Annotated in this window: 23 protein-coding genes and 1 riboswitch; of the genes, 8 read left to right on the top strand and 15 right to left on the bottom strand. The window is 72.1% G+C overall.

Features of this window, described 5'->3' with window-relative positions:
• Positions 1 to 372 (top strand): DUF6479 family protein, encoded by a 372-nt coding sequence (locus tag OG252_RS24970; RefSeq protein ID WP_266436392.1) that lies wholly within the window; start codon positions 1 to 3, stop codon positions 370 to 372.
• A gap of 46 nt (positions 373 to 418) precedes the next feature.
• On the opposite strand, the gene OG252_RS24975 is transcribed toward OG252_RS24970, so the two are convergent.
• Complete coding sequence (locus tag OG252_RS24975) at positions 419 to 940, bottom strand: DUF7144 family membrane protein (RefSeq protein ID WP_266436394.1); 522 nt, start codon at positions 938 to 940, stop codon at positions 419 to 421.
• Positions 941 to 1,150: 210 nt separating this feature from the next.
• Between OG252_RS24975 and OG252_RS24980 the strand changes: the two genes are divergently transcribed.
• A complete protein-coding gene (locus OG252_RS24980; RefSeq protein WP_266436396.1) occupies positions 1,151 to 1,633 on the top strand; it encodes a hypothetical protein in 483 nt (160 codons plus the stop codon).
• 134 nt (positions 1,634 to 1,767) lie between these two features.
• Positions 1,768 to 2,907 (top strand): aminopeptidase P family protein, encoded by a 1,140-nt coding sequence (locus tag OG252_RS24985; protein WP_329338834.1) that lies wholly within the window; start codon positions 1,768 to 1,770, stop codon positions 2,905 to 2,907.
• A gap of 7 nt (positions 2,908 to 2,914) precedes the next feature.
• Here OG252_RS24985 and OG252_RS24990 read toward each other — a convergent pair whose 3' ends face one another.
• Positions 2,915 to 3,676: a carboxypeptidase regulatory-like domain-containing protein gene (locus tag OG252_RS24990; RefSeq protein ID WP_329338836.1), complete on the bottom strand. Its 762-nt coding sequence runs from the start codon at positions 3,674 to 3,676 to the stop codon at positions 2,915 to 2,917.
• A gap of 218 nt (positions 3,677 to 3,894) precedes the next feature.
• On the opposite strand from OG252_RS24990, the gene OG252_RS24995 reads away from it, so the two are divergent.
• On the top strand, positions 3,895 to 4,617 hold the full coding sequence (locus OG252_RS24995) for a DUF4142 domain-containing protein (RefSeq protein ID WP_266436402.1): 723 nt from the start codon (positions 3,895 to 3,897) through the stop codon (positions 4,615 to 4,617).
• A gap of 10 nt (positions 4,618 to 4,627) precedes the next feature.
• Here the strand turns inward: OG252_RS24995 and OG252_RS25000 are convergent, their stop codons facing one another.
• Positions 4,628 to 6,286 (bottom strand): glycoside hydrolase family 13 protein, encoded by a 1,659-nt coding sequence (locus OG252_RS25000; protein WP_329338838.1) that lies wholly within the window; start codon positions 6,284 to 6,286, stop codon positions 4,628 to 4,630.
• Positions 6,287 to 6,595: 309 nt separating this feature from the next.
• Here OG252_RS25000 and OG252_RS25005 point away from each other — a divergent pair, with 309 nt between their 5' ends.
• Positions 6,596 to 7,531 (top strand): LAETG motif-containing sortase-dependent surface protein, encoded by a 936-nt coding sequence (locus tag OG252_RS25005; RefSeq protein ID WP_266436406.1) that lies wholly within the window; start codon positions 6,596 to 6,598, stop codon positions 7,529 to 7,531.
• A gap of 44 nt (positions 7,532 to 7,575) precedes the next feature.
• On the opposite strand, the gene OG252_RS25010 is transcribed toward OG252_RS25005, so the two are convergent.
• A complete protein-coding gene (locus OG252_RS25010; protein WP_411152307.1) occupies positions 7,576 to 8,055 on the bottom strand; it encodes an ArsR/SmtB family transcription factor in 480 nt (159 codons plus the stop codon).
• Positions 8,056 to 8,135: 80 nt separating this feature from the next.
• Positions 8,136 to 8,334, top strand: a riboswitch (cobalamin riboswitch).
• 28 nt (positions 8,335 to 8,362) lie between these two features.
• Between OG252_RS25010 and OG252_RS25015 the strand changes: the two genes are divergently transcribed.
• Positions 8,363 to 9,484: a HoxN/HupN/NixA family nickel/cobalt transporter gene (locus OG252_RS25015; RefSeq protein WP_329338839.1), complete on the top strand. Its 1,122-nt coding sequence runs from the start codon at positions 8,363 to 8,365 to the stop codon at positions 9,482 to 9,484.
• A 21-nt stretch (positions 9,485 to 9,505) separates the two neighbouring features.
• Here OG252_RS25015 and OG252_RS25020 read toward each other — a convergent pair whose 3' ends face one another.
• Positions 9,506 to 10,468 carry a nucleoside hydrolase gene (locus OG252_RS25020; RefSeq protein ID WP_266436410.1) on the bottom strand — a complete coding sequence of 321 codons (963 nt, stop codon included), beginning with the start codon at positions 10,466 to 10,468 and terminating at the stop codon, positions 9,506 to 9,508.
• A 100-nt stretch (positions 10,469 to 10,568) separates the two neighbouring features.
• Positions 10,569 to 11,816, bottom strand: a complete 1,248-nt coding sequence (gene thrS, locus OG252_RS25025) for a threonine--tRNA ligase (protein ID WP_329338842.1) — start codon at positions 11,814 to 11,816, stop codon at positions 10,569 to 10,571.
• A 308-nt stretch (positions 11,817 to 12,124) separates the two neighbouring features.
• Here thrS and OG252_RS25030 point away from each other — a divergent pair, with 308 nt between their 5' ends.
• A complete protein-coding gene (locus tag OG252_RS25030; protein ID WP_329338844.1) occupies positions 12,125 to 12,907 on the top strand; it encodes a hypothetical protein in 783 nt (260 codons plus the stop codon).
• A gap of 70 nt (positions 12,908 to 12,977) precedes the next feature.
• Here OG252_RS25030 and OG252_RS25035 read toward each other — a convergent pair whose 3' ends face one another.
• From OG252_RS25035 to OG252_RS25050, 4 genes are all read right to left on the bottom strand, one after another.
• Entirely contained in the window at positions 12,978 to 13,691 is a 714-nt protein-coding gene (locus OG252_RS25035; protein WP_266436416.1) for a GAF and ANTAR domain-containing protein, read from the bottom strand.
• 286 nt (positions 13,692 to 13,977) lie between these two features.
• Entirely contained in the window at positions 13,978 to 14,730 is a 753-nt protein-coding gene (locus OG252_RS25040) for a TIGR03943 family putative permease subunit (protein WP_329345191.1), read from the bottom strand.
• A gap of 2 nt (positions 14,731 to 14,732) precedes the next feature.
• A complete protein-coding gene (locus OG252_RS25045) occupies positions 14,733 to 15,737 on the bottom strand; it encodes a permease (RefSeq protein ID WP_329338846.1) in 1,005 nt (334 codons plus the stop codon).
• A gap of 79 nt (positions 15,738 to 15,816) precedes the next feature.
• Complete coding sequence (locus OG252_RS25050; RefSeq protein ID WP_266436420.1) at positions 15,817 to 17,166, bottom strand: helix-turn-helix domain-containing protein; 1,350 nt, start codon at positions 17,164 to 17,166, stop codon at positions 15,817 to 15,819.
• A gap of 153 nt (positions 17,167 to 17,319) precedes the next feature.
• On the opposite strand from OG252_RS25050, the gene OG252_RS25055 reads away from it, so the two are divergent.
• A complete protein-coding gene (locus OG252_RS25055; RefSeq protein WP_329338849.1) occupies positions 17,320 to 17,490 on the top strand; it encodes a hypothetical protein in 171 nt (56 codons plus the stop codon).
• A 12-nt stretch (positions 17,491 to 17,502) separates the two neighbouring features.
• Here the strand turns inward: OG252_RS25055 and OG252_RS25060 are convergent, their stop codons facing one another.
• The 5 genes from OG252_RS25060 to OG252_RS25080 form a co-directional block, all read right to left on the bottom strand.
• Entirely contained in the window at positions 17,503 to 18,474 is a 972-nt protein-coding gene (locus tag OG252_RS25060; protein ID WP_266436423.1) for a ribose-phosphate diphosphokinase, read from the bottom strand.
• Positions 18,471 to 19,541, bottom strand: a complete 1,071-nt coding sequence (locus tag OG252_RS25065) for an alkene reductase (RefSeq protein WP_266436424.1) — start codon at positions 19,539 to 19,541, stop codon at positions 18,471 to 18,473. The genes OG252_RS25060 and OG252_RS25065 overlap by 4 nt, the downstream gene beginning before the upstream one ends.
• A gap of 28 nt (positions 19,542 to 19,569) precedes the next feature.
• Positions 19,570 to 20,499, bottom strand: coding sequence for a pseudouridine-5'-phosphate glycosidase (locus OG252_RS25070; protein ID WP_329338853.1), 930 nt, complete (start codon positions 20,497 to 20,499; stop codon positions 19,570 to 19,572).
• A complete protein-coding gene (locus OG252_RS25075) occupies positions 20,496 to 20,750 on the bottom strand; it encodes a tautomerase family protein (protein ID WP_266436427.1) in 255 nt (84 codons plus the stop codon). Before OG252_RS25075 ends, OG252_RS25070 begins: the two co-directional genes overlap by 4 nt.
• Before the next feature lie 87 nt (positions 20,751 to 20,837).
• The gene (locus OG252_RS25080; RefSeq protein ID WP_329338856.1) at positions 20,838 to 24,707 is read right to left on the bottom strand and encodes a non-ribosomal peptide synthetase family protein; all 3,870 of its coding nucleotides are present in this window, start codon (positions 24,705 to 24,707) and stop codon (positions 20,838 to 20,840) included.
• Positions 24,708 to 24,789: the final 82 nt, after the last annotated feature.

Here is a 24,789-nt window from a genome sequence, read left to right on the forward strand (position 1 = left end):
ATGAGTACCGCAACGTATGTTCTGGCGGCCTCGTCGAGCGATGTACTCAACGTGATCGCCGCCTTCACCGGTGGCCTGTTCATCGCCGGTGCACTGGTGTGGGCCGTGCAGTTCGGCATGCGGGTCCAGGACCGGGAACTGCCCCGGCCCCGCCCCGAGGAGCAGGCACATCTCCCGGAGACCGGCGCCATCCGCGAGATGCGGGAGGTGCGGGAGCCGGACGAGATCCCGATCCACGCGGACAAGCGGGAACGGCTCATGCCGTACCAGCTCCACCACGCCGCGACCAGACGAGGCAAGGACCAGCACCGAAGGCGCTGGCTGCCCGGTTCCAGCGGCTCCTTCGGCAGCGGCGGCATCGGTCACGTATGACCGGTCGGGCAGTCCCGCGCGCCGTAAGTGCTGGGGCGGTGCCGGTTCAGTTCCGGGCGCCCGCCGGCCGGTACACCGCCAGCGCCCAGATCACGAAGAAGTTGACGCCGACCATGATGAGGGACCAGACCGGCGCGTACGGCAGGAACAGGAACTGGGCGATCATGTTCAGGGACGCCAGGAAGATGCCGGTCATACGGGCCCAGGCGGCGCCCTTGAGGATGCCCGCGCCGGCGACCACGGCGACCGCGCCGAGGACGAGCAGGATCACGCCCCAGCCGGTGAGGTTGATCTTGTAGACGTAGTCGCCGATGTTGGCCCACACGTCGTCCTCGGCGAGCGCGGAGATGCCCTGGAAGATCGCCAGGACGCCGTTCATCAGCAGCAGGACGCCGGCGAAGACGACCCCGCCGGTGGCCCAGCCGCTCTCGGGCGGCATCGGGGCGTAGTCGGCCCGGCCGGGCGTCATGCCCTGGCGGGTGTCGTCCCAGGTCGGCTGCTGCTGCGCGCCCGTGGGCTGCTGCCCTCCGCCGGTCGGCGGCTGCGTCGCGTGCGGTTGCTGGGTCATGGGTGGGCCCCGTTTCTTCCGAGTCTGCAGGTGGTCCGAGTGGTTCGAGTCGTACGACCCCTTCGACGATCGGACGACCCTTCGACGATCGGGCGGCACAAAGGCCCCCGCCATGGGGGTGGGCCATTCGGCTGAGGTCCGGCATGCGGGTGTACGCCCGCAGCCCTTCACTGGAACCGGAATCTGCCGACCCCCAGCCCTGGAGACGACATGGCCCGTTCCCGAGCACGCCTGGCAGCCGTCGCGCTGACCGCACTGGCCACGGTGGCCGCACTGGCCGGCTGCTCCGACGAGGACAGCCCCTCCGACGTGGTCAGCAGGGCGGAGTCGGCGGCGCGCTCGGTGGGTGCCGAGGCGACGGACGCGTTCGCGTCCGCGACGGCGGCAGCGGGCCGGAGGTTCGACGAGGTCAAGGGCGGCGTCGACGCCAAGGACGAGGTGAAGCTGGGCACCCCGGGTACGGACGGCGACGGACGTACGACGGTCGAGGTCACCGTGGCCAACACCGCCGGCTCGACGAGGTCCTTCCTCGTCCAGGTCGACTTCACCGAGCGGGGCGGCGACCTGGCCGACGTGGTCGTCGTCACCGTCTCCGACGTCCCGTCCGGCGAGTCCGGGAAGGCCACGGCCCGCAGCACACGGAAGCTGGGCGGCGAGGTGGGGGCGAAGGTGGGGCGGGCGGTGCGGTACTGACCAGGGCCCGGGCGCGTCTCTCGTCACCCGAACGGCCCCGTCCACCGGCGTGCCCCGGCCACCTCCCCCGTCCAATGAACAGGTCAGCGCACGTGGACGGGTCAGCACGGCACCGTGACGACAAGGGCAGGACGATGAGCGAGACACCGATGAGCAGGACACCGGTGGCCTTCACCGAGCAGGACCACGCGGAGCGTATGACCCGGGCCGCCCGGGACGCGGCCGACGCCGGTCTCTCCGGGCTGCTCGTCACCCCGGGTCCCGACCTGGTCTGGCTGTGCGGCTACCAGCCGACCGCGCTCACCGAACGCCTCACCCTGCTGGTGCTGGTCCCCGAGTCGGAGCCCCGACTGCTGGTCCCCGCACTGGAACGTCCCGAGGCGGAGGCGGCCCCCGGCGCGGGCGCCCTGCGGCTGTCGGAGTGGCGGGACGGCCAGGACCCGTACGCGGCGGCGGCCGGACTGCTGCGCCCGGGCGGCCACTACGGCGTCTCGGACGCCACCTGGTCCCTGCACCTCCTCGGCCTTCAGGAGGCCCTGCCGCTCACCACGTACCGTGCGCTGAGCACCGCGCTGCCGATGCTGCGGGCGGTCAAGGACGACCACGAGGTGGCCCGGCTCGCGGCGGCGGGGGCGGCGGCGGACGCGACGTACGAGGCGATCCTGTCCGTACGGTTCGCCGGGCGCCGGGAGACCGACGTGGCCGCCGACCTGGCACACCTCCTGCGCCGGCACGGCCACAGCCAGGTCGACTTCACCGTCGTCGGCTCCGGGCCCAACGGCGCGAACCCGCACCACGAGGCCGGCGAGCGCACCATCGAGGACGGCGACATGGTGGTCCTGGACTTCGGCGGTCTGAAGGACGGGTACGGCTCGGACACCACCCGGACCGTGCACGTCGGCGAGCCCACCGACGAGGAGCGAGCGGTGCACGACATCGTGCGCCAGGCCCAGCAGGCCGCCTTCGAGGCCGTGCGCCCCGGTGTGCCGTGCGAGGAGATCGACCGGGTGGCCCGCACGGTGATCGAGTACGCCGGCTACGGCGAGTACTTCATCCACCGCACCGGCCACGGCATCGGCGTCACCACGCACGAGCCGCCGTACCTCGTGCAGGGCGAGCAGCGGCCGCTCGTGCCCGGGATGTGCTTCTCCATCGAGCCCGGCATCTATCTGCCCGGCCGCTTCGGCGTCCGTATCGAGGACATCGTGACGTGCACGGAGACGGGCGGGCGGCGGCTGAACGGCACGCCGCACGAGATGGCCGTGGTGACGTGACCCACCGTCAGGACCGGCCCGCCGCTCCCGCCACGGTGATCGCGATCTGCTCGCTCGTCCCGCTCACTCCGTTCAGCGTGGCCGTTGCCTGAAGGCGGCCCGGGCCGGACGGGAGGGCGGGGCCCGGGACGCAGGACCAGCTGCCGACTGCCGTGGCCGTCGTCGCGCAGACCTCGTTCTCGAGGGCGTCGCGCACGGTGACCTGGGCGCCCGGGTACGCCGTACCGGCGATCTCCGGCCGGGCCGGCAACGGCACCCCGGACTCGGGGCGCGTCAGCGTGGGCCCGGGCAGGCCGACGGTCACCTCGCAGGTGCCCTGGTCCTGCACCGCGCCCCGCGCGTCCGTGAGCCGCAGCACACAGCCGCGGAGCCGGGTGCCCGGTACCGCGTCCGGGGCCACCGCCAGGACGAAGGGGAAGGTCCTCCCCCGCCATGCCTGCGCCACCGCCGCCGCGGACCCCGCGAACGTGTACGTCCCAGCACCCCCGCCGGACACGACCACCCCCCGATAACCGCTCCCGGTGAACGGCACGCCCGTGACCTCGCTGCCCTCGGGAGCCGTCAGCGTCAGCACCGACCCGGCCCCCAGCGCCGCCCCCTCGTATCCGGAGGCCTCGACGATCCCCTCCCGCCCGGGGGCGATGGTCACGGCGCCCCACAGCCCACGCCCGGGCGCGGCGGTCTCCGGCGGCGGAGCGGACACGGCCAGCGTGCCCACCACCGCGACGGCCGCCAGCGCGGCTCCTGCTGCCTTCTTCGGCCTGTGCATCGTCGGCACCGCTCCTCACCGGACGTCGTAGCCCCGATGCGTGCGATTCTCGCGGCCCGTTTCCACAGGCGGCGTGCGCTGTGCGGCCGTATGGGCGAGCTCTGGGCGAGGAAGGTCCCGGATTCTTTACCAAATCAAAAGGTTTCTCGCGCATCCCCATCCGTACTTCTGTACGTCCGACCCGCCCACAGCGGGCCCCCGACCGGGCAGGAGACACGGTGCGCTTTTCGCGGAACACGACGGGAACGGTTTTCGTCGGCGGTGCCCTCACGCTGACCTTGGCTGCGCTGGCTTATCCGTCGATGCTCGGCCTCGACACCGTCTCCAGCGCGCAGGACAGAGTGATCGCCCAGACACAGTGGGGGCCGTTGACCGAGCAGGACCGTCACTTCGTGGTCGCTGTGCGCGCGGCCGGGCTGTGGGAGTACCCGCTCGGGCAGATCGGCCTGAAGAAGGGGACGACCCCGGAGGTCAAGAGGGCGTCCGAGCACCTCGTGGACGGACACGCGGCGCTGGACGCCAGCTGCCGCAAGATCGCCCCGATGCTGAACATCACCCTGCCGAACGTGGCGAGCCCGCAGCAGCTGTCCTTCGTGAACCAGATCGACTCGCAGACCGGCAAGGCGTTCGACTCGAACTTCGCCAACATCCTGCGGACCACCCACGGATCGATCTTCAACACGGTCGCGAAGATCCGCTCCACCACCAAGAACAGCCTGGTGCGCCAGCTGGCCGACCAGGCCAACAACACCGTCCTGGACCACATCACGGTCATGGAGGACACCGGCCTGGTCAACTACGACCAGGCCCTCTTCCAGCAGACCACCCCGCCGAAGCTGCCCAAGGAAGACATGACTCCGCCGCCGCCGCAGCCCGGCGAGCCGATGGTCGTCCTCGCCCCACCGCCGACCGCGACCGCGACGCCGACCATCACGCCCTGAGGGACAGCCGCTAGGGAGCGAGCCAGACGGTGGTGTCCGGTCCGAGGCGGCCGTCCTCCAACGGGCGGCTCGCCAGCAGCACTTCGCCCGCCGGCAGCGGTACGGCCGTCCCCGACAGGTTGGCCACGCACCGCCAGCCCTCGTGCCGGGCGAAGTCCAGCACCCCGGCCGGGCTGTCGGCCGCCCAGGTCAGCGACTCGCCCTCCAGCAGCTTGCGGCGCAGCCTGAGGGCCCTGCGGTAGAGCTCCAGGGTGGAGCCCTCGGCCCCGTCCTGTGCCTCGACGGCGTACGCCGCGAAGCGCTCCGGCTGCGGCAGCCAGGCGCCGCCCGCGCCGAAGCCGTACGAGGGTCCCGTCGTCGTCCACGGCAGCGGCACCCGGCACCCGTCGCGGCCCTTGCGGACGCGTCCCGTCTGTTCCCAGATCGGGTCCTGGAGGACCTCGAAGGGCAGGTCGGCGACCTCGGGCAGACCGAGTTCCTCGCCCTGGTAGACGTACGAGGATCCGGGCAGCGCCAGCATCAGGAGCGTGGCGGCGCGGGCGCGCCGCAGGCCCTGTTCCTGGTCGACCGCGGGGGCGTGGCCGCCGGACAGCAGCCAGGCGTTCTCGTCGGTGCCGGGCGGGAGCATGAGGCGGGAGGTGTGCCGTACGACGTCGTGGTTGGACAGCACCCAGGTGGCGGAGGCGCCGGCCTCGCGGGCGGAGGCGAGGGAGCCGGTGATGACCTGGCGGAGTTCCTCCGCGTCCCAGCCGGCCTTCAGGTACTCGAAGTTGAAGGCCTGGCCGAGTTCGTCCGGGCGGGCGTACAGCACGCGTCGGGCGCCCGGCACCCAGGCCTCGGCGACCGCCATGCGGGGCGGGCGGTAGGCGTCGAAGATCTTGCGCCAGTCGCGGTAGATCTCGTGGACGTCGTCACGGTCGTAGAAGGGGTGGCTGCCGGGCGGCAGCTCGGACAGCGCCTCCTCGCCGCTGAGTTCGGGGGCGCCGAGATCGCGCAGCGGTTCCTCCAGGTCCTTGGTGAGGGCGTGGGCGACATCGACGCGGAAGCCGTCGACCCCGCGGTCGGACCAGAAGCGCAGGGTGGTGCGGAAGTCGGCGCGGACCTCCTCGTTCGCCCAGTTGAGGTCGGGCTGCTCGGGGGCGAACAGGTGCAGGTACCACTGTCCGTCCGGCACCCGCTGCCAGGCGCTGCCGCCGAAGACGGACTGCCAGTCGGTGGGCGGTAGTTCGCCGTGCGGGCCGCGGCCGTCGCGGAAGACGTAGCGGTCGCGGGCGGGTGAGCCGGGCCCGGCGGCGAGGGCCTCCTGGAACCAGACGTGCTGGTGGGAGGTGTGGTTGGGGACCAGGTCGACGATCACCTTGAGGCCGAGGCGGTGGGCCTCGGCGGCGAGCGCGCCGAAGTCGTCGAGGGTGCCCAGGCGCGGGTCGACGTCACGGTGGTCGGCGACGTCGTAGCCGCCGTCGGCGAGTTCGGAGGGGTAGAAGGGGCTGAGCCACAGGGCGTCGACGCCGAGTGCGGCGAGGTGGTTCAGGCGCCGGGTGATGCCCTTCAGGTCGCCGAGCCCGTCGCCGTCGGCGTCGGCGAAGCTGCGGGGGTAGACCTGGTAGACGACGGCCTGGCGCCACCAGTTGGGGTCCTTGGAGGAGAGGTCGGGAATGGGGTCGATCACGCGGTCTCCTTAGTGGCGTTCGGGACGATGGGCATCAGCATGCAGGTACCTGTCCACATTGTCGGGAAAGCGAACTCGAACGCTGTCCGGAGTGGTTCATTCCCCGTGTGACGGAATTGTGATGAACTCTTGAACTCACCCTGCATCGCCGCAGGTTGACAGCGTTCCGTGGGGAGATCCACGATGTGCGAGCACTGTGGCGCATATGACCAATGAGCCCAGTGTTTCTCAGAACCCTTCTCAGAGTCCTTTCTCCGAATCGGTTTTCTGGGAACACCTGCCACCCCCCGCACCCCGATGGGATCCCGCATGTCCATAGCCAGACGTGTCACCGCGCGCCGCCTGCTGGGGACGGGCGCCGCGGCGCTCGTCCTCTGTGCCGTCTCCGCCCCCACCTCCTGGGCCACCGGCACCCCCGGTGGCGACGGCTGGAAGTCCGGCGGCGCCTACCAGCCCGGCACCGGTGCCGGCACGGAGACCGAGACCGACCGCTGCCAGTTCTCGCTGGACGGCACGAGCTTCTACGACTCGGTCAAGGTCGACGACCAGAACCTGAAGCCGACCGACGACGGCAAGGTCCACATCAAGGTCCGCACGGCCGGCGACGCGACCACCTGCACGGCCTCCCTGGCCTCCTACCTCGCACACGGGGCCACCTTCGCCACCTCCGGCGAGCAGGTCTTCGTCGACTTCGACACGGTCACCGTCAAGCCCGGCCAGACCGAGTCCCTCGACATCGCGGTGCCGGACGCGGGCTGCTTCGCGCAGATCGACCTCTACCGGGGCGCCGTCAAGTTCGACGGCGAGCTCGACGCGAACGACGGCTTCGTCCACGGCGACCTGCCCAAGGGCCCGGACCGTCCGGTCATCAAGGACAAGCTGATCGCGGCCTGGAACGGCGGCACGAAGGACTGCACGACGGCCCCGTCCGAGCCCCCGGCCACCCCGACGCCGACCCCGTCGACCCCGGAGTCCACGGAGCCCTCGACGCCGGGCGAGGAGACGACGCCCCCGGCGACGGAGACTCCCTCCGAGTCCGCCTCGCCCTCCACCGAGGCCCCGAGCCCGTCGGCCTCCGAGTCCACCACCGCTCCCGCCGCCACCCCGAACGGCGGCGGTGGCGACCTCGCGGAGACCGGCGGCAGCAGCGCGACCGGCCCGATCGCGATCGGTGCGGCGGTGCTGCTCGCGGGCGGTGCGGGCATCGTGCTGGCGACGCGGCGTCGCAAGACGGCTCGCTCGTAATCAGGCGCGGTTGGTGTAGTCAGCGCAGCGCCGGTCGGGCGGTTTCAGCCCGGCCGGCGTTCGGGCTTCGGGCTGAGGACACGGGATTCGCCCCCTCCGCCCCTTCCCGTCCCGTCCCTGGGGGCTGCGCCCCCAGACCCCGCTGTCGGCCCTGAAAGGGCCTCGTCCTCAAACGCCGGACGGGCTGAAAGGAGCAGCGAGGCGATGTCGGCGTCCACCACCCGGTAGCGGACGATCCGCCCCTCCTTCTCCCCCTCCACGACCCCCGCCGCCCGCAGCAGCCTGAGCGCCTGCGACACGGCGGGGTCGTTCATGCCGGTGGCGATCGCCAGGTCGGAGACGGCCAGGGGGCCGGTGCGGTGCAGGGCGAGCAGCAGAGCCAGCCGCTTGGGATCGGCGAGCAGCGAGAAGCGGTCGGCCCAGGCGCGGACATGGCCCGGTTCGCCGATCGCGGCGATGGCGTCGCACACCCGGTGCCCGTCGATGGTTCGGCGATCCGCTCGGTCGGCCGGAACGAGATGCATGCCGCCATCCTCGCAGGCACCCCCATGTGATCTTCCATACCTGCGCAGGTACGCAGCTATGCAGGAGACCGCTCGCCACCCTACGGTGGGCTGGCCGTGGTGCTCGGGAAGCCGGTGACGACCCCTCAAGGGTCCATGCCGGAGCGGCCCTCGCCACTGTGATCGGGGAGTTTCCGTCCCGTCCGGCGCCAGCCGGGCCACTGGTCGCACGACCGGGAAGGCAGGAACGGACACGCACGACCCGTAAGCCAGGAGACCGGCCACGGCATCTCACGAGTTGATCCACGAGGTGCTGGAGCGTGACCGGATGACCCTGCCCAAGCCTGCCCAGAAGTCTGCGCCCGTCCCCGCCCCGACGTCCTTCAAGTGGCGCCGCGAGGACACCCTCAAGACCGCCGGCCTCATGTCGGCCGTCGCCGCGCTGCACGTCGTCGCCTTCGGGATCCTGTTCCTCCTCGTCGTCCCCGGGCACTACGAGGTCGGCGACAAGGCCTTCGGCATCGGCCTCGGCATCACCGCCTACACCCTCGGCATGCGGCACGCCTTCGACGCCGACCACATCGCCGCGATCGACAACACCACCCGCAAGCTGATGGCCGACGGCAAGCGCCCGGTGTCGGTGGGCTTCTGGTTCGCGCTCGGCCACTCCAGCGTGGTGGTGCTGCTCGCCCTGCTGATCGCGGGCGGCACCCAGCTCGCCGGAACGGTCATGAACGAGGACTCCGGCACCCACCAGGTGCTCGGCGTCCTCGGTACGACGATCTCCGGCACGTTCCTCTACCTCATCGCCGCCCTCAACCTGGCCGCCCTGCTGGGCATCCTGAAGGTGTTCAAGGCGATGCGGGCGGGCGCCTACGACGAGAAGGAGCTCGAACAGCACCTGGACTCCCGCGGGTTCATGAACCGCATCCTCGGCCGCCTCACCAAGTCCATCACCCGCCCGGGCCAGATGTACCCGCTCGGCTTCCTCTTCGGCCTCGGCTTCGACACGGCCACCGAGGTGACGCTGATGGTGATGGCGGGCTCGGGCGCGGCGGCCGGACTGCCCTGGTACGCGATCCTCTCCCTGCCCCTCCTCTTCGCCGCCGGCATGAGCCTGTTCGACACCCTCGACGGCACCTTCATGAACTTCGCCTACCAGTGGGCGTTCTCCAACCCGGTCCGCAAGGTCTTCTACAACCTCACGATCACCGGCCTGTCCATCGTCGTCGCCTTCTTCATCGGCACCATCCAACTCGTCGGCGTCCTGCACGAGAAGCTCGACCTGACCGACACGGTCACCACCTGGATCGCCGGCATCAACCTCGACAGCGTCGGCTACGTCATCGTCGGCCTGTTCGTGGTGGTGTGGGCGGCGGCCATCGGCTACTGGCGGCTCGCGAAGGTGGAACAGCGGTGGGCGGTACGGCCGGCGGCGGACACCCACTAGCCCCCCTAGACCCCTATACCCCTAGGCCCCCTCCACCGTCGTCAGCCACAGCTTCACGTACCGCTCCACGTCCACACCCAACGCCACGTCCACCAGCCGCTGTTCACGGGTGCCCTCGTGGATCTCGGACTCGCCGGGGCGGGGGCGCCGGTCGACGATCGTCTGGCCCCGGCCCGTGCCCGGGGCCAGGCTCACCTCGACCGGGAGGCGTTCGGTGGTGATGCCCCCCGGGTCGACGACCGCGCAGACCGCGCCCGCGTCGCCGAGGCCGCCGGTGGGGGTGGGGTCGCCGGAGGTGGCCGGGTCGCGGTGGGCGAGGAGTTCGCCGGCCAGCCGGAGGCGGGGCTCCGCGCTCGCGCGCAGCCGCTGGACGTCCCCGGCCGGGACGAGGACCTGCTTGAAGACGTCCAGGCCGTACATGGTGATCGGCACCCCGGCGGTGAGTAGGATCGCGGCCGCCTCCGGGTCGTGCCACACGTTGAACTCCGCGACCGGCGTGGCGTTCCCGGTCGCCACCGCGCCGCCCATGAACACGATCCGCTCGATGTTGCGCACCACCTCCGGATGCGTACGCAGCAGCAGCGCGATGTTCGTCAGGGGCGCCATGGGGATGAGGGTGACCGGCGTCGGCGAGGCGAGGATCTCCCGCCGCAGCAGCGTCACCGCGTCCACGTCGACCGGCCGGCGGGTCGGCGCGGGCAGCCCGAGGTCGCCCATCCCGTCCTGCCCGTGCACATGCCGGGCCGTGCGCACCGGCTCGATCAGCGGGCGCTCGGCGCCCCGCGCGACCGGGATGTCACCGGCCCCGGCCTGCTCCAGCACGGTCAGGGTGTTGCGTACGACGCCGTCCACGTCGGTGTTCCCGGCCACGCAGGTCACCGCCCGCACGTCGAGCGCGGGGTGCCGTACGGCGAACAGCAGGGCCAGGGCGTCGTCGACACCCGTGTCGCAGTCGATGATCACCGGGATGGGCTGACCGGTCACAGCGGCGCTCCTCGCTTCGTGAAGGTGTCTCTGAGGTGGCTTCTGAGGTGGCTTCTGAGGTGTCTTCTGAGGTGTCTCTACGGTCCCTACGTCAGTGACCTTACGCAGGCCCCCACAGTTCGGTCCCGCGGTCCGCGACCCGGGCACCGATGCGCTCCAGCAGCTCCCCGACAGGCACCGCCCCCGGACGGCTCCCGTCCCGCAGTCGTACGGCCACCAGGTCGCCGGCGGCCTCCCGCTCGCCGATCACCGCCTGGTACGGCACGAGGCGCGCCGCCCGGACCCGGGCGCCGAGGGTGCCGTCGCCGGGACCGCGCGCGTCGGCCCGGAGTCCCCGCGCCAGGGCCTGCCGTACGACCTCGTGCGCCCGCTCCTCCTGTGCGTCCGCCACCGGCAGCACCACCAGCTGCACGGGCGCGAGCCAGGCCGGGAACGCGCCGCCGTGCTGCTCGACGAGGTGCGCGACCGCCCGTTCCACGCTGCCGATGAGGCTGCGGTGCACCATGACCGGCCGGTGCTTCGCCCCGTCGGCGCCGATGTAGTGCAGGTCGAAGCGCTCGGGCTGGTGGAAGTCGATCTGGACGGTGGAGAGGGTGGCCTCGCGGCCGGCCGGATCGGCGATCTGGACGTCGATCTTGGGGCCGTAGAAGGCGGCCTCGCCCTCGGCCGCCTCGTAGGGGATCCCCGAGTCGTCGAGCACCTCCCGCAGCAGCGCGGTGGCCCGCCGCCACAGCTCCGGGTCGGCGACGTACTTGCCGCCCTCGCCGGGCAGGGAGAGCCGGTACCGGGTCGGGCGGATGCCGAGATCGGCGTACGCGCGGCCGATCAGCTCCAGCGCGTCCCGGGCCTCGTCCACGGCCTGCTCCAGGGTGCAGAAGATGTGCGCGTCGTTGAGCTGGATGGCCCGGACCCGGGTCAGACCGCCCAGCACCCCGGACAGCTCGGCGCGGTACATGCCGCCCAACTCCGCCATTCTCAGCGGCAGTTCGCGGTAGCTGTGGGAGCGGGAGCGGTAGATCAGCGCGTGGTGGGGACACAGGCTCGGCCGCAGCACGACCTCCTCCGCGCCCAGCTCCATCGGCGGGAACATGTCCTCGCTGTAGTGGGACCAGTGCCCCGAGATCTCGTACAGCTCGCGTTTGCCGAGGACCGGCGAGTACACGTGCCGGTAGCCGGCGGCGCGCTCGGCCTCCCGGACGTACTCCTCCAGGGTGTGCCGCACCACGGCCCCGTCGGGCAGCCAGTAGGGCAGGCCCGCGCCCATCAGCGGGTCGGTGTCGAACAGGCCGAGCTCACGGCCGAGTCGGCGGTGGTCGTGCGGGCCGGGCAGGGCGTCCATGGCGGTCATGGCGGTCTCTCCTCACGGTGACCGGCGACGAGCCCCCGCACGCCGAAGCCCCGGGGCACTCGCCCCGGGGCTTTCGACTGGGTCAGCTGTCAGCGCGCCGGGACACTCTCCGGCGTCGTCGTGAGAGACACGAGTACTACGTGGGCGCGCTGCATGGGGGGGACGGTAACAAGGGGGCGGGGAGCAGTGCGACGGGTTTTCGCACCGACGCCCCTCACCCGTACGGCCCGGCTCACTGGTGGCCCGTCCGTCCCGGTGGTGCCGTAAGAGGGCGCACTCGATCTTGGCAGCCCTCAGGAGAGACCCCGATGACCCGACCCCCGGCCCGTGTCCTCACCGCCTCCGCGCTGGCGGTCGGCGCCCTCCTGACCGCCAGCGCCTGCTCCGCCCTCACCACCCCGCCCACCGCCGAGAAACCCGACCTCTCCGCGACGACCACGCCGCCCTCCCCGTCCGCGAAGAGCCCGGCCGCCACCCCCGCCCTCACCGACGCACAGGCGCAGGCCACGCTGCTCACGGCCGTCGATCTGGGGGAGCCGTGGACGTCCACGCAAGGCGCGGCCACCTGGCACGACACCGTGCTCAAGGCGAAGACGAACCGCCCGGACTGCCAGCGCCTGCTCGACACCGTCTACGCCGAGGAGCTGTTCGGCGCGGACGCCCGCCCCCGCGCGGTGGTCGGGCTCGACGACGACTGGAACGAGACCCAGCTGCGCCAGCAGGTCGTCGCCCACCCGGCGGCGGACGTGGACCGCACGCTGGCCTGGCTGAAGTCGCTGCCGAAGAAGTGCGCGAAGTTCACGGTCAAGGCCACGCGGGGCGACGTGCACGACGTCGAGGTCTCTGAGGCCGCGCTGCCGCAGGTCGGGGAGGCCCGGCAGGGGCTGCGGATCGTCGTGTGGGGCGAGACGGCCGACGGCGACCCCGCCGCGTTCACCCTGGACGTGGCGGTCGTGCGCGTCGGCGACGACGCGATCGGCCTCACCCACGGCGGCTTCGGCGAGGTGGCGCCCGAGGTCGCGCAGGCGGTCGTACAGCTGGGGGCGCAGCGCCTGACGGAGGTCCGCAAGCGGGGTCGGGTGGAGGTCTGAGGTTCCGGGACGGTACGGCGGTTCCGTACCGTCCGTCGCCGTTCAGTCCCGTCCCCGGTCCCGTCCCCGTTCAGTCCCCGTCGCCGTCGTCCCGGTCGAAACTCGTCCGGTGTCCGACCACGTCACGCGCCATTTCCAGCGCCGTACGGCTCTCCGCGAAGGCGTGGGCGCGCAGGCGGGCCAGCGCCTCGTCGGCGTCGACGCCGAGCTGGGCCATGATCATGCCGACGGCCTGATAGACCTGGTCCTGGTCCTGGGCAAGGCCGCTCAGCCAGGGTTCCGTCTCCCGGCCCCCGTTCTCGTCCCCTCGGGGCAGCGCCATCAGGGCGACCGTCATCACGCTCGCCACCAGCTGCGCGGTGCGCAGTTCGCGGGGTGTGAGCTCGCCGGGGGTGTCGCGGTAGAGGTCGAAGGTGCCCACGCACACCGATTCGTTGCCCAGCGGGAGCGAGTACATGGCCCGTACGCCGACGGCCGTGGCCTGCTGGGCGAAGACCGGCCAGCGCCGGACGTCCCGGCCGGCGGTGAGGTCGCAGGCGAGCACCGGCGCGCAGATCCGGGCGGCGGACAGACACGGTCCGTCGCCGAGGGTGGCCTGGATCTCCGCCACGCGGGCGGCCTGCTCGCTGCTCGCGCTCAGCCGTACGGGCATGCCCTCGTTGTGCAGCGCCACGCTCGCGCCGGCCACCGGCAGCAGTTCGACCGCCACCCCGCACAGCCGCCCGGGCATCTCCTTGGGCTCGGCGTCCCGCACACCCTCCGCGATCAGGTCGACGTCACGCATGCGGTCCTGTGCGAGCTCTCGTTCGGCGTCGCCGTCCGACGCCCGGGGAGGCTCGGGGTATCCGGGTTGCGGAGCATACCGAGGGCTACCGGAGTCGCCGCCTTCCGCTCCGTACCGGCCGGGCTCGCCACCGTGGGCGCCGTTCGGACCGTCCCTGGGACGCACGGCCACCGCCTCCTTACATCAGAGCGCGCCCACCGTCGTACAGGCCCCGCTAGGGGCGACGCCCGACTACCCCTCGCGCGGGGGGCGAAACCCGCCCGGCGTTCTCTCCGGCAGAAGGGCCCTAGCGCTGCTCGTACGGATCCGCCGGCTGCTTCACCCGGTCGACCGACGTGACGTCGAGCACCGCCGGCCAGGCCTCGTCGCTGCCCAGGCGGCCCTTGGGATGCCAGGTGCCGGTCACGGTGACCCAGGTGTCGACCGGCGGCGCGTCGTCGCCGCGGACCTCGACCTTGCCGGCCGTCGCGTCGGCGGCACAGCAGGTGACGTAGAGCCGGGTGACGTACCAGGTGCCGTCCTCGCCGTGGGTGACGAAGCCGGTCATCCGGACCGTACGGCCCTGCAGCGACCGTCCGCTGTCGTAGATCGCCCTGGAGTTGAACTCGGCGAGCGTCAGCTCCACCGGGTCCCCGGAGGCGAGCGCCGGGAAGGTCCCGACCCCCTGCGCCGCCCGCTGGGCGGCCTCGCGCCCGGCGCTGTAGGAGCCGAGGGCGGGGGGCGGGAAGAGGAGCAGGGCGAGGGCGGGGAGGGTGAGGAGCCAGGCGACGCGGGGGCCGTGGTGGTGATGACCACCCTCTTCGTGACCGCCCTCGTCGTGAACGTCCTCTTCGTGAACGTCCTCTTCCTGATCGTCGGGGGCGAACCGCCGTACCGCCGCCATCACGGCCCCCAGCAGCACCAGCACCACCCCCGACACGACCAGGTACGGCCGCAGTGGCGCCTGCACATACCGCAGGTACAGCTCGCTGAAGAGGGATATCCGCAGGACGGCCGCGCCCATGAGGGCGAGGAGGACGGAGGAGCCGTACCGTCGCAGGCTCACAGCAGCCACCACCCGACCAGCACGCTGCTCGCCACGGCCACCACCCAGGTCGCGGCCGAGAACCGTACGGCGAAGGCGCGCCCGAAGGTTCCCGACTGGAGGGCGATCAGCTTCAGGTCGACCATCGGGCCGACGACCATGAACGCCAGCCGGGCGGTGGGCGAGAAGCCGCTGAGCGAGGCGGCGACGAAGGCGTCGGCCTCGCTGCACACGCACAGGACGACGGCCAGGACGGCCAGCAGCAGCACCGCGACCCAGGCCGAGCCGGTGAAGACGTCGAGCACGGACCTCGGGACGGCGATGTTGAAGGTGGCCGCGGCCGCCGCGCCGACCACGAGGAAGCCGCCGGCGTGCAGGAAGTCGTGCTGGAGCCCGGCACCGAAGGCCCGCAGACCGCCCGGGCCGGCCTGGGCGCGCCGCTTGGGCAGCCGTATCCACTCGTCCCGCCCGAACCGGGCCCACAGCCAGCCCATCACCACGGCCGTCCCCAGCGAGGCGACCAGTCGGCCGAGCACCATCTCGGGCTGCCGGGGGAAGGCGATGGAGGTCGCCACCAGCACCACCGGATTGATCGCGGGCGCGGAGAGGAGGAAGGCGAGGGCGGCCGCAGGGGCCACGCCCCGGCTCATCAGGCTCCCGGCCACCGGCACGGACGCGCACTCGCAGCCGGGGAGCACGACTCCCGCGGCTCCCGCGACGGGCACGGCGAGGGCCTGGTTGCGCGGGAGGAGCCGCTTGAACACCTTCTCCGGCACGAAGGCCCCGATGGCCGCCGAGACGACCGTACCGAGCAGCAGGAACGGCACACCCTGGACGGCGATCGCCGTGAAGACCGTCCACCAGGCGGCGACGGCCGGGGTGTACAGGTCGAGCGCGAGCATCGGCCCGAGGACGGAGAGGACGGTCGCGATGGCGAGCAGCGCCGCCCCGCCGAAGACGGCGTAGAAGAGCGCGCGTACGGCGAGCCGCAGGTTGTCGCCCGCCGTTCGTTGGTTCTCCACGTGCCTGTCCCGGTAGTGCGTGTGTCCGCGGTGTCTCCGCGCACGGTAGCCGGGACCGCTGTGCAACGCCCCGTTTTCGTCACAGAGGAGGCTGTGCGGGCGCGGGCCCGAGGGTGGTGGTCCCCGGGGCCGTACGGTGTCCGAGCCCCGTCCGGTAGGCGTCCAGCGCGGCCTCCACGCGCCCCGTGCGGCGCAGCAGGTCCCCCAGCAGCCGGCACAGGTCGGCCAGGTCGCCGGCCGCGCCCGCCCGCTCCAGCAGGCTCAGGGCGCGTACGTAGTGTTCCTCGGCGGCCTCGGGGTCCCGGGCGTCCTCGGCGATGATGCCGAGGAGGCGGTGGGCGGCGGCGGAGTGCAGGGCGCCGCGTTCGGCGCTGAAGTCGCTGAGCACCTCGTGCAGCAGCTCGGCCGCCTCGTCGGACTTGCCGCGCCGGTGCAGTACGTCGGCCAGCTCGACGGCGACCTGGCTGGAGTAGAGGGCGGCCCGCTTGGCGGAGAGCATCGCGAGGGCCTCCCGCAACTCGGCCTCGGCGCGCTTGAGTTCGCCGTTCTGCGCGTAGACGTACCCGCGCATCCAGTGGCAGTTGGCGAGTTCGGTGCGGAGCTGGAGCTGCCGGTACAGCTCGGCCGCCTTGCCGAGCGAGGCGTCGGCCTCGGCGATACGGCCCTCGGCGAGCAGGGTGCGGGCGACCGAGCGGTGCATCCGGGCCACCAGGGCCGGGTCGCCGACCTGGGGTGCCAGGGCGAGGGCGAGCTCGGCGGCCTGGGCGGCGCGGGCGTGGGCGCCCATGTCCATGTAGGGGCCGATGACGCTGGCGTAGAGGAGGAGCAGCGCGTCGGGGTCGTGCAGGCCGCCGCGGTTCAGCTCGTCGAGGGTGGACTCCAACAGGTAGACGGCGTAGCGGAGTTCACCGCCCAGGTAGTGCGAGACGGCCCGGCCCCGGATCGCCGGGACGCGGGCGGGCAGCGGCGCGGCCACGCGGGCGAGTGCCTCCTCGGCCCGCTCGAAGTAGAGCCGGGCGGCGGCCAGGTCGCCGGTGTCGATGCCGGACTCGCCGAGCCCGAGCAGGGCGTCGGCCTGCTCACCGACCAGACCGTGTGCCTCCGCCTGCGCGAGGACCGACGCGAACCCCTCGGCGGCGGCCTCGGCGGCGCCGGTCGCCAAGGTGCGCTGGGCGCCGGTCAGTTGCAGCCGCAGTTCGGTGATCAGGTGGGCCGGGCGGCCGGTGGCCAGCTCCTCGAAGCCGACGCCGAGCCGCTCGGCGAGATGCCTCAGCGCGCCGTCGGAGGGGCGGACGCGGCCGGCCTCCAGGGTGGAGATGTAGGCGGGCGTGTAGGCCGGTTCGGCCACCTGTCTCTGGGTCAGCCCGCGGTCGATCCGCAGCTGCTGGACCCTGCGCCCGATGGTCACCGGGTCGTCGCGCTCCGACATTGCCCAACTCCCCTAGTGCCTCTTGCCGTTCGACTCCGACAGCCCCTAGGTTAAACGGCGTATTAACCATGCTTAATACGCCGCTGCTTCTGTTTGTTTTCGTTGCTGTTGTTGCGGTTGTTGTTGTCGTCCTGTCGCCGCTGCGAGGTTGTCGTGCTTGATCGCACCAGCGCCACCGAGCGTTACACCAGGGGCATCGTCGCCGCCGTCGTCGCGGTCCTCGCCTTGGTACTGGCGGCGAACGCGGGCCCGGCGAGGGCGGCGGAGCCCCCCGCGCGGCACGCCACGCAGCTCACGGACTCCGCGGCCCCCGCCGGCCGCTAGACAGCACCCCGGTTACAGCTCGTCGAGGAGACTCGTCACCGAGCCGTTCTCGAAGATCTCCCGGATCGCGTGCGCGATCACCGGGGCGATGGACAGGACCTCCACCTTGGCCAGGCCGGTCGCCGCGGCGGTCGGCAGGGTGTCGGTGAACACGAAGCGGCTGACCCGCGAGTTCCTCAGCCGGTCCACCGCCGGGCCGGACAGGATGCCGTGGGTGGCCGCCACGATCACGTCCTCGGCGCCGCTGTCGTACAGCGCGTCGGCCGCCGCGCAGATCGTGCCCGCCGTGTCGACCATGTCGTCGACCAGGACGCACACCCGGCCCTCGACCTCGCCCACCACCTCGTGGACGCTGACCTGGTGGGCCACGTCCTTGTCCCGCTTCTTGTGGACGATCGCCAGCGGAGTGCCGAGCCGGTCGCACCACCGGTCCGCGACCCGCACCCGGCCCGCGTCCGGCGACACCACCGTCAGCCGCCGGTGGTCCGACCCGGCGGCGATGTGGTCGGCGAGCGTCGGCAGCGCGAACAGGTGGTCCATCGGACCGTCGAAGAACCCGGCGATCTGGTCGGTGTGCAGGTCCACGGTGATGATCCGGTCCGCGCCGGCCGACGCCAGCAGGTCCGCGAGCAGCCGTGCCGAGATCGGCTCGCGGCCCTTGTGCTTCTTGTCCTGCCGCGAGTAGCCGTAGAACGGGGCGACGACGGTGATACTGCGGGCGGAGGCCCGCTTCAACGCGTCGATCATGATGAGCTGTTCCATGATCCACGTGTTGATGGGCGCGGTGTGGGACTGGATGACGAAGCAGTCCGCGCCCCGCACCGACTCCTCGTACCGGACGTAGATCTCCCCGTTGGCGAAGTCCCGGGCCTGCGTGGGCACCAGGCGCGCGCCCAGCTCCGCGGCGACCTTCCCGGCCAGCTCCGGGTGGGCGCGGCCGGCGAAGAGGAGCAGGGTGCGCTCGTTGCCCCGGTCGGCCCTCACTGGCCGAGCGCGGGGTAGTCGGTGTAGCCGCGGTGGTCGCCGCCGTAGAACGCCGACTCGTCGGCCTCGTTGAAGGGGCCGCCGGCCGCGATCCGGGCGGGCAGGTCGGGGTTGGCGAGGAAGAGCGCGCCCAGCGAGACGGCGTCCGCCAGGCCCTCGTCCAGCACCTCCTGCGCGGACTTCGCCGTGGCCGGGAAGGAGTCGGGGCCGGCGTGCGGGTTCAGCACCAGGTTGCCCTGCCACAGGTCGCGCACGGCCCGGGTCACCGGGCGGGTCACGATCTCGCACACCTCCAGGAACGCCAGCTCGGGCAGGGCCGGGACCAGGGCCGCGTACAGGGCCTCGGTGTCGCCCTCGGCGATGTCGTTGTAGGTGTTGCCGGGCGAGATGCGCATGCTGGTGCGCTCGTTGCCGATCGCGGCGACGACGGCCTCGGTGACCTCGACGGCGAAGCGGACGCGGTTCTCGATCGAGCCGCCGTAGGCGTCGGTACGGTGGTTGGTGTTCTCGGCGAGGAACTGGTGCAGCAGGAAGCCGTTGCCCGCGTGGATCTCCACCCCGTCGAAGCCGGCCTCGACGGCGTTGCGGGCGGCGGCCGCGAAGTCCCGTACGGTCGCGGCGATCTCCTCGGTGGTCAGCTCGTGCGGGACCGGGTAGTCCTGCATGCCGCCCGGGGTGAAGCACTGGCCGGCCGCGGCGACCGGTGAGGGCGCGACGGAGGTGTGGGCGCTGTCGTACAGCGACGGGTGGCCGATCCGGCCGGAGTGCATCAGCTGGACCACGATCCGGCCGCCCGCGGCGTGCACCGCGTCGGTCACCGCCCGCCAGGAGGCGACCTGCTCGGGGTGGTGCAGGCCGGGCGTGTTCAGGAAGCCCTGGCCGACCTGGGAGGGCTGCACGCCCTCGGTGATGACGAGGCCGGCCGAGGCGCGCTGGGCGTAGTACTCGGCCATCAGCTCGGTGGCGCCGCCGCACGGCTTGGCCCGGTTGCGGGTCATCGGCGCCATCACCAGCCGGTTGGCCAGCGGGATCTTGCCGAAGGTCACGGAGTCGAACAGCGAGGTCATGCGGGTGTCTCCCTGGGGATGCGGGTGGTCAGGAACGGTCGGTGAGCTGACGGGCGTACGCGGCGGCCATCCGGCCCCCCACCTCGGCGGTGGAGATCAGGACGGCCATGTTGGCCTGTGCGGTACGGCCGCCGGTGGCCCGGTCGACCGCGTGCATCAGGTACTTGGTGAGGCCCTGGCCGGTGACGCCGTCCCGCTCGGCCTGGGCGAGCGCGTCGGCGATCGCGGCCTCCGCCTCGGCGGCGTCGACGGCGTCCTCGGCGCGCGGCGGGGTGGTGACGACGAACGAGCCGGGATGGCCGGCGGCCCAGTGCAGGGCGACGGACCTGGCGATCAGGTCCTCGTCGTCGATGCGGTGCGGGGACTTCACGCCGCTGGACGCGCAGTAGAACGCGGGGAAGTCGTCGGAGCCGTAGGAGACGACCGGGACGCACTGCGTCTCCAGGTACTCCATGGTCAGCTTCAGGTCGAGGATCATCTTCGCCCCGGCGCACACCACCGCGACCTTGGAGCGGGTCAGCTGGATCAGGTCCGAGGAGACGTCCATGGTGGTCTCGGCGCCCCGGTGCACCCCGCCGAGTCCCGCGGAGGAGAAGAACGGGATCCCGGCGAGCTCGGCCGCCACCAGCGAGGAGGCGACGGTGGTCGCGCCCCGGCCGCCGCCCGCGAGGACGATCGGCAGGTCCCGGCTGGACACCTTCGGGATGCCGGGCGCGGACGCGAACCGCTCGATGTCCCGCTCGGTCATGCCGACCCGGATCGCTCCGTCCTCGACACAGATCGTCGCCGGCACCGAGCCGCCCTTGCGGACGGCGGCCTCGACCCGGTGGGCGGTCTCGGCGTTGTGCGGGTACTTCAGGCCGTGCGTGATGACGTTGGACTCCAGCGCGACGACCGGACGGCCCTCGTGCAGGGCCTCACGGACCTCTTCGGTGAAGACGAGGGGGATCGTGCTCATGAGGTTCCTTCGGTCGGGACGGGCTCGGAGTAGTTCGGCGGCTTCCACAACAGGTGGGCGCGCTCCTGGAGTTCGGGTACGTGCACTTCGGCGGTCCAGCGGGACCGCTCCACCGCCTCCACGGCGATCGACACCGCGCCCGGCGGGCAGCCGAAGCCCTTGGTGATCGTCTCGGTGAGCGCCGCGACCAGGTCCGCCTTCTCGGCGTCGGTGAAGGTGCGCGGCCAGTGCCTGATGCTGACGTGCGGCATCGCACGGCTCCTTTCCGGTGTTCCGGGGGCCTCGCCCCCGTGGCGGGGGATGTGCACGGGGGCGAGGGATCTGCGGGCGGCGGCCGGCTACTGGCGGGCCGTCGCGTGACGGATGGCGGCGACGAGTTCACCCACGCCGTGCTCCTTCAGCACGGCGTAGTGGTCGCCCGCCAGCTCGACGATCCGCGGCGGTGCGGCGGAGTAGCCGGAGCTGTCCTCCACGAAGGAGTAGTCGTCGCCGCGCGCCTTGAAGATCGTCACGGGCGCCTCGATGCGGCGCTCGCGCAGTTCGCGGAAGCTGTACTCGAACTCGTAGGTCTCGGAGACGATCCGGGTGATCCGGCGAATCGTTTCCGCACCGAGCTGGGGCAGCAGCCCCGACACATACCCGACGAAGGAGTCCTCGTCGGCCGCCCGGGCGAGGCACTCCTGGAGCTCCGGCCCGTGGATCGTGCCCGTGAACACGGAGAACAGGATGGTCACATAGGCGGGGTTGGCGTACGAGGCCTCGCGCCCCCACGGCCGGCCGTCCTCGGTGCGCACGCGCGGGTTGCCCGGGCAGATCAGCAGCAGCCGCTCGACCTTCTCGCCGAACTGCTCCAGCTGCCAGGCCGCTTCGAACGCCACCCGCGCGCCGAAGGAGTAGCCCCACAGGGTGTACGGCCCCGAGGCCTGCGTGCGCCGGATCTCGGCGACGTCGGCCATAGCCATCTCGCGGATCGTGCCGTACGGCAGCTCGCCCGGGTTGATGCCGTGCGCCTGGACGCCGTAGAAGGCACGGTCGGGGGCGGCCTCGCGGCCGAGCAGGCGCAGGTTCATCGGGTAACCGCCGAGGCCCGGCCAGCAGAACACCGGACGGTCGGCGCCGGCGCCGTGCAACGGGACGAGGCGGGAGACGCGGCCCGGGGCGCCCTCGTCGACGCGGGCCGCGAGGTCGGCCAGCTTCGGGGACTCGAAGACCACCTGGAGCGGCAGGGTGATGCCGAACTCCCGGTTGATCCGGTTGACCAGCGCCACCGCGTGCAGGGAGTTGCCCCCGGAGGCGAAGAACTCGTCCTGCGTGGAGACGTCCTCGTACTTCAGTGTGCGGCCCCACTCGCCGGCCAGCCAGCGCTCGGTGGCCGTCGCGGGCGCCACGTACTCGGCCGACGTACGGGCCTGCGCGATCTCCGGCAGGCCGGCCGTGGCCTTCGCGTCGATCTTGCCGTTGGCGGTCAGCGGCAGTTCGTTCACCACCAGCACGCGGGCCGGGATCATGTAGTCCGGCAGGAACCGCGTGAGGTCGTCGCGGATCATCTCCGCCGGACCCTTGGTGTGCACGGCGTCCTCGTTCATGCCCTCGTGCGCGGCCTGCTCGTCGCTGATCCGGCCGCCGACGAAGAAGTACGAGGCGGGCGCGGCCGGCTCGCCCGCGGCGGCCAGCAGATCGTCCAGACGGCGCGAGGCGGGCAGCGGATGCCCCGACTTGGAGGAGTAACCGGAGGACATCAGGCCGATGCCGGGCCGCCGCTGGAGGTGGTGCAGCGCGGTGCCGAGGACGACGTAGCGCAGCCACTCGGCGTCGGTGCGGGCCACCGCGCTGATGCCGAACACGGCCCGCTCGTACACACCCTGGTTGATCGCGATGACGTGCCGCTTCTCGACGACCCCGGAGCCGAGGGGTTCCAACTCCCCGCCGCGGTACCGGTACAGACCGGCGGCCAGGCCTTCCACTCCGTCCTCATGGGCCTGCACATACAGATCCACCTGCTCCGGCCGGACGTGGCCGTCGTTCTCGGTGATGTTTCCGGTGACGGCGAAGGTGCCCAGGTACAGGTCCTCGTCGGCCACGTCGAGCCGGTCCTTGACCGACGGCTCGAAGCCGTACGGCTCGATGGCCAGCCCGTGGGCGGGCAGGACCTCCTCGAACACGCCGACCATGTGGCCGGCCTCGAACTCCAGCACCTCGGCGATGTTGTTCTTGTACACGGGCTCGATCGCCCGCCGCTTGCCGACGAAGTGCACGCGCAGGCCGTGCGCGGGGAAGCCCTTGGACACCTCGCCGAGGCGGACGAGGGCGTGGTCGACCGGGTGGTGGTAGTACAGGCCCGCCTCCAGACCGGGCAGCCCGCTCGCCTCCAGGTACATCTGCGTGGCGTACAGCGCGCCCGGCGAGGCGTAGGCGTACTTCGGCAGCAGCCGCTCCTCGCTGCGGAACGGGCCGAACCAGCGCAGGATCTCGCCGAGTTCCGCCATCGACAGCTCGCCGACCGGCCGGGAGTACGACGACACCGGGCCCGGGGCGAGCAGGCCGAGGACGTCCGACGCGGTGACCGGGCCGCCGTCGTAGAACCGGTAGGTCTTGCGGGCGAACGCCTTGCGCCGCTGGACCGCGGACGCCTCCCGGCCGGGCAGCTCGACCGTGGCGCGGCCCGCGAGCTCCGCCGGCTCGCGCAGGCCCGGGTTGGACAGCTGGGCCCTGACCTGGAGCTTGGACGCCTTGGACTGGTGGTGGGCGGCGTCCCCGCGGCCCTGGTCCATCACGGCGGCGGTGCGCTCGTTCAACTCCACCGCGGCGACCAGGGCCTGGCTTCCGGTGCGCGGGTCGTCGGTGACGACGGCCGCGGCCCGCCGTACCCACGCGTGCTCCTCGACGCGCGAGGCCACCTCTTCCAGTTCGACGCGGTACCCGCGCAGTTTGACCTGGTTGTCGGTGCGGCCCATGAACTGGATCGTGCCGTCCGGGTTCCACTGGCACAGGTCGCCCGTGCGGTACAGCCGCTCCGTCGGGTTGAACGGCGAGGTGACGAACCGCGCCGCGGTCTGCTCGGGCAGACCGATGTAGCCGCGCGCGACCTGGGCGCCGCCGAGGAACAGCTCACCGCTCTCGCCGATGTCCACCGGCTGGCGGTTCTCGTCGAGGATGTAGCAGGTGACGTTGTCGGCCGGGGTGCCGATCGGCACGATCCCGGAGGGTGCCTCGCCCAGGGTGTCCGGGTCGATCCAGTGCGAGGTCGCGTTGATCGTCGTCTCGGTCGGCCCGTACAGGTTGACCACCGACACCCCGGGCAGCACCGCGAACAGGTCCTTGGCGAGGGTGCGGGTCAGGGCCTCGCCGCCGGAGAAGACCCGTGTCAACGAGGAGCAGGCGCCGAGCTGTTCGGTGTCGACGAGGGCCTGGAGCAGGGTCGGCACCGCCTGCAGGGCGGTCACCCGGTGCTCGCAGATCGTGGTGACGATCGCCTCCGGGTCCCGGAAGATGCCGGGCGCCCCCATCACGACCCGGGCGCCGGTGACGGGCGCCAGGATCTCCCACTGGGCCGCGTCGAAGCTCATCGGCGTCTTCTGCAGGATCGACACCTCGGGGCCCAGGTGACCGAAGTTGGCCAGCCACTGCATTTGGGAGACGATGCTGCGCTGCTCGATCATCACGCCCTTGGGGCGGCCGGTGCTGCCCGAGGTGTAGATGACGTACGCGAGGTGGTGGCCGCGGTTCCGCGGCAGCGGGGCGGGTGCGGGTACGGGTGGCAGGTCGGGGATGTCGGAGGCGGTGACGACGGTGGTGCCCTGCGGGACCAGGCGCAGGGCGCGCTCGCGCAGGTGGTCCTGGGTGACGACGACCCGGGCTCCGGAGTCCTCGACCATGAACCTCAGCCGGTCCTCCGGATAGTCCGGGGACAGCGGCAGATAGGCGGCGCCGGCGGTGAGGATGCCCCACACACCGGTCATCAGCTCGGCGGACGGTTCGGTGAACAGGCCGACGCAGGCATCGGGTTCGACGCCGAGCCGGACCAGATGGGTGCCGAGCCGGCGGGCGGCGGCATCCAGCCCGCCGAAGGTGAGACGACCGCTCTCGCCGGATGCCTGCGGCAGGGTGACGGCGGTGTCGTCGGGCCGCAGACGGGCCTGGTGGGCAAGGAGAGCGGGCAGCGAGACGCCCATGTGGGACACGCCGGATATCGGCGCACGGGTGCTCATGAAGTGTTTCCCCCCGGAAATGAAGACGCCCTGTTCGGGCGGTGACAACGGCTTTGCGCGTACGACGTGCGGCATGCGTATG

The organism is Streptomyces sp. NBC_01352 (genome assembly GCF_036237295.1).
In the GTDB taxonomy this organism is placed as follows: domain Bacteria; phylum Actinomycetota; class Actinomycetes; order Streptomycetales; family Streptomycetaceae; genus Streptomyces; species Streptomyces plumbiresistens.

Bases quoted from the DNA above. Each gene is read 5' to 3' on its own strand.
- OG252_RS25065 (WP_266436424.1), bottom strand. From the start codon at position 19,541: ATGACCTCGCTGTTCGACTCCGTGACCTTCGGCAAGATCCCGCTGGCC.
- OG252_RS25010 (WP_411152307.1), bottom strand. From the start codon at position 8,055: ATGCATCTCGTTCCGGCCGACCGAGCGGATCGCCGAACCATCGACGGG.
- OG252_RS24985 (WP_329338834.1), top strand. From the start codon at position 1,768: ATGAGCGAGACACCGATGAGCAGGACACCGGTGGCCTTCACCGAGCAG.
- OG252_RS25080 (WP_329338856.1), bottom strand. From the start codon at position 24,707: ATGAGCACCCGTGCGCCGATATCCGGCGTGTCCCACATGGGCGTCTCG.
- OG252_RS25035 (WP_266436416.1), bottom strand. From the start codon at position 13,691: ATGCGTGACGTCGACCTGATCGCGGAGGGTGTGCGGGACGCCGAGCCC.
- OG252_RS25005 (WP_266436406.1), top strand. From the start codon at position 6,596: ATGTCCATAGCCAGACGTGTCACCGCGCGCCGCCTGCTGGGGACGGGC.
- OG252_RS24980 (WP_266436396.1), top strand. From the start codon at position 1,151: ATGGCCCGTTCCCGAGCACGCCTGGCAGCCGTCGCGCTGACCGCACTG.
- OG252_RS25015 (WP_329338839.1), top strand. From the start codon at position 8,363: ATGACCCTGCCCAAGCCTGCCCAGAAGTCTGCGCCCGTCCCCGCCCCG.
- OG252_RS25070 (WP_329338853.1), bottom strand. From the start codon at position 20,499: ATGAGCACGATCCCCCTCGTCTTCACCGAAGAGGTCCGTGAGGCCCTG.
- OG252_RS25030 (WP_329338844.1), top strand. From the start codon at position 12,125: ATGACCCGACCCCCGGCCCGTGTCCTCACCGCCTCCGCGCTGGCGGTC.
- OG252_RS24970 (WP_266436392.1), top strand. From the start codon at position 1: ATGAGTACCGCAACGTATGTTCTGGCGGCCTCGTCGAGCGATGTACTC.
- OG252_RS25050 (WP_266436420.1), bottom strand. From the start codon at position 17,166: ATGTCGGAGCGCGACGACCCGGTGACCATCGGGCGCAGGGTCCAGCAG.
- OG252_RS24990 (WP_329338836.1), bottom strand. From the start codon at position 3,676: ATGCACAGGCCGAAGAAGGCAGCAGGAGCCGCGCTGGCGGCCGTCGCG.
- thrS (WP_329338842.1), bottom strand. From the start codon at position 11,816: ATGACCGCCATGGACGCCCTGCCCGGCCCGCACGACCACCGCCGACTC.
- OG252_RS25075 (WP_266436427.1), bottom strand. From the start codon at position 20,750: ATGCCGCACGTCAGCATCAGGCACTGGCCGCGCACCTTCACCGACGCC.
- OG252_RS24975 (WP_266436394.1), bottom strand. From the start codon at position 940: ATGACCCAGCAACCGCACGCGACGCAGCCGCCGACCGGCGGAGGGCAG.